2 protein-coding genes are annotated in these 1,907 nt (G+C 70.1%); both read left to right on the forward strand.

Features of this window, described 5'->3' with window-relative positions; all coding sequences use genetic code 11:
* Positions 1 to 53: 53 nt before the first annotated feature.
* On the forward strand, positions 54 to 1,265 hold the full coding sequence (locus tag ACJA3G_RS36010) for a pyridoxal phosphate-dependent aminotransferase (protein ID WP_406557238.1): 1,212 nt from the start codon (positions 54 to 56) through the stop codon (positions 1,263 to 1,265).
* Between the two features lie 76 nt (positions 1,266 to 1,341).
* Positions 1,342 to 1,716: a hypothetical protein gene (locus tag ACJA3G_RS36015; protein ID WP_406557239.1), complete on the forward strand. Its 375-nt coding sequence runs from the start codon at positions 1,342 to 1,344 to the stop codon at positions 1,714 to 1,716.
* Positions 1,717 to 1,907: the final 191 nt, after the last annotated feature.

A 1,907-nucleotide genomic window follows, 5' to 3' on the forward strand; every position in this document is an offset into this window, starting at 1 on the left:
CCCCACGGGCAAACCCCGCGCGTCCCCCGAAACGCGCCCGTAAGGTGACCGTCATGCAGGTGATCCAGTCGACCAAGCTCGCCAATGTCTGTTACGAGATCCGCGGCCCGGTTCTCGAAGAAGCCATGCGGCTGGAGGCGGCAGGTCACCGCATCCTCAAGCTCAACACCGGCAACCCCGCCGCGTTCGGCTTCGAGTGCCCGCCGGAGATCCTTGAGGACATGCTCCGCAACCTCTCCGGGGCGCACGGCTACGGCGACGCGAAGGGCCTGCTCTCGGCGCGCCGCGCGGTGATGCAGCACTACCAGACCAAGGGCATCGACCTCGACGTCGAGGACATCTACCTCGGCAACGGCGTCTCCGAGCTGATCCAGATGTCGATGCAGGCGCTGCTCGACGACGGCGACGAGGTGCTGGTCCCGGCCCCGGACTACCCTCTGTGGACCGCCTCGGTCTCGCTCGCCGGCGGCACCGCCGTGCACTACCGCTGCGACGAGCAGGCCGACTGGATGCCGGACCTCGCCGACATCGAGCGGAAGATCACCGACCGTACCAAGGCGCTGGTGATCATCAACCCGAACAACCCGACCGGCGCGGTCTACGACGACGAGATGCTGCGGGGCCTCACCGAGATCGCCCGCCGCCACAACCTGATCGTCTGCTCGGACGAGATCTACGACCGGATCCTCTACGACGGCGCCACGCACACACCGACGGCCGTCATCGCCCCGGACCTGATGGTGCTGACCTTCAACGGTCTCTCCAAGAACTACCGGGTGGCCGGTTACCGCTCCGGCTGGATGGCGGTCTGCGGCCCGAAGGCCCACGCCTCCTCGTACATCGAGGGCCTCACGATCCTCGCCAACATGCGGCTGTGCGCGAACATGCCGTCGCAGTACGCGGTGGCCACGGCGCTGGGCGGGCGCCAGTCGATCGAGGACCTGGTGCTGCCGGGCGGGCGGCTGCTGGAGCAGCGCGACACGGCGTACGACCTGCTCACGCGGATTCCCGGCGTGACGTGTGTGAAGCCGAAGGGCGCGCTGTACCTGTTCCCGCGGCTCGACCCGGCGGTCTACAAGGTCAAGGACGACCGCCAGATGGTCCTGGACCTGCTGCGGGCCGAGAAGATCATGGTCGTGCACGGCACCGGCTTCAACTGGCCCGAGCCCGACCACTTCCGCATCGTGACGCTTCCCTCGGCGCAGGATCTGGCGAGCGCGGTGACCCGGATCGGGAGCTTCCTGGACGGCTACAGCCAGATGTAGCCAGGTTCTGGCCCGTACTCAACTTTAGACAGAATCTAAGATAGGATGGCCTCCTGCGTCAGAAGGAGGTCATCTCATGTACGAGCCGATCCGCACGAAGTCGGTGCACAGCACGATGGCCGCCGACGCGCGCATTCCGCACCGCTCCCGCGAGGAGGAGCTGGACATCCAGCTCGCCGGGCACCTCGCGGCGCTGCTCGCGGTCACGGACGAACTGGGCCTGACCGAAGCCGGGGATGCGATCGCGGCGCAGGTCGCGCGGCTGCGGGGCGGGCATCCGCCGGTGCGGCACGCGGGTCTGAGCCGCGCGGCGGCGCCGGCCCTGCACGGGCGCGCACACGCGCTCGCGGGGCGCGCCCTGGTGGTCGCCGCCTCGCGCGCGGACACGGCGGCGGCGATCCTGGCGGCGGAGCGCATGGACGCCCACTCGGCGGCGACCGCCGCCCTCTGATCGGCCCCGGTCCGCGCGCCGCGGAGGTCCGCGGACCGGGTGCCATGTTCCGCGTACGCGGGCTACGGGTGCTACTCGGGCCGCGCCACGCAGTTCCCCGCGCCCCTACTCGGCCCGGGGTTCGTCCGCGGCCCGGTGGGCGGCTGATCGCGCAGTTCCCCGCGCCCCTAAACCCCCGTTCGGCTGCGGGC

Source organism: Streptomyces sp. YS-3 (assembly GCF_045257485.1).
Classification (GTDB): domain Bacteria; phylum Actinomycetota; class Actinomycetes; order Streptomycetales; family Streptomycetaceae; genus Streptomyces.

Excerpts from the sequence above, each read along its gene's own strand:
- ACJA3G_RS36010 (WP_406557238.1), top strand. The coding sequence starts at position 54 with ATGCAGGTGATCCAGTCGACCAAGCTCGCCAATGTCTGTTACGAGATC.
- ACJA3G_RS36015 (WP_406557239.1), top strand. The coding sequence starts at position 1,342 with ATGTACGAGCCGATCCGCACGAAGTCGGTGCACAGCACGATGGCCGCC.